General features: G+C 43.3%; 2 rRNA genes. Both read right to left on the bottom strand.

Annotation, left to right across the window (positions count from 1 at the left end):
* Positions 1 to 236 precede the first annotated feature (236 nt).
* A 5S ribosomal RNA gene (gene rrf, locus ACCC84_RS23500) occupies positions 237 to 352 on the bottom strand.
* A 48-nt stretch (positions 353 to 400) separates the two neighbouring features.
* A 23S ribosomal RNA gene (locus ACCC84_RS23495) occupies positions 401 to 810 on the bottom strand; the annotation flags it as partial.

Below are 810 nucleotides of genomic sequence, written 5' to 3'. Positions count from 1 at the left end.
CTATTATCCTATTTATTTTTTCTATCGCAGTAATTTTAAAATATATACTTATGATAGAAATAATGTGTCCTATTTTAAGTATTACTTTAGCGGCATTCGAAAAATCAGGAAAACCAAAAATCATTGCTATTATTTTAAACTTTTTTCGTCTTTAGCGTTATTAAATTTATGAATTATAACATTCGGTAAATAAAAATAAACACAAAAAAACCTAAGTCGAAACGACTTAGGTTTTTGCTTGGCGACGTCCTACTCTCACAGGGACAAGGTCCCAACTACCATCGGCGCTAGAGAGCTTAACTTCCGTGTTCGGTATGGGAACGGGTGTGACCTCTCTGCCATCATCACCAAACTATGAAGGCATATTCCTTCAAAACTAGATAACATTGCTACATATTATATGGTTAAGTCCTCGATCTATTAGTATTCGTCAGCTCCACATGTCACCATGCTTCCACCTCGAACCTATCAACCTGATCATCTTTCAGGGATCTTACTAGCTTACGCTATGGGAAATCTCATCTTGAGGGGGGCTTCATGCTTAGATGCTTTCAGCACTTATCCCTTCCGCACATAGCTACCCAGCTATGCCCTTGGCAGAACAACTGGTACACCAGCGGTGCGTCCATCCCGGTCCTCTCGTACTAAGGACAGCTCCTCTCAAATTTCCTACGCCCACGACGGATAGGGACCGAACTGTCTCACGACGTTCTGAACCCAGCTCGCGTACCGCTTTAATGGGCGAACAGCCCAACCCTTGGGACCGACTACAGCCCCAGGATGCGATGAGCCGACATCGAGGTGCCAAAC

Origin of the sequence: Serratia odorifera (assembly GCF_041448735.1) — a bacterium.
Taxonomy (GTDB): Bacteria; Pseudomonadota; Gammaproteobacteria; order Enterobacterales; family Enterobacteriaceae; genus Serratia_F; species Serratia_F odorifera.
The sequence above is the reverse complement of the archived record's forward strand: the minus strand, read 5'-3'. Positions and strand labels throughout refer to the sequence as shown.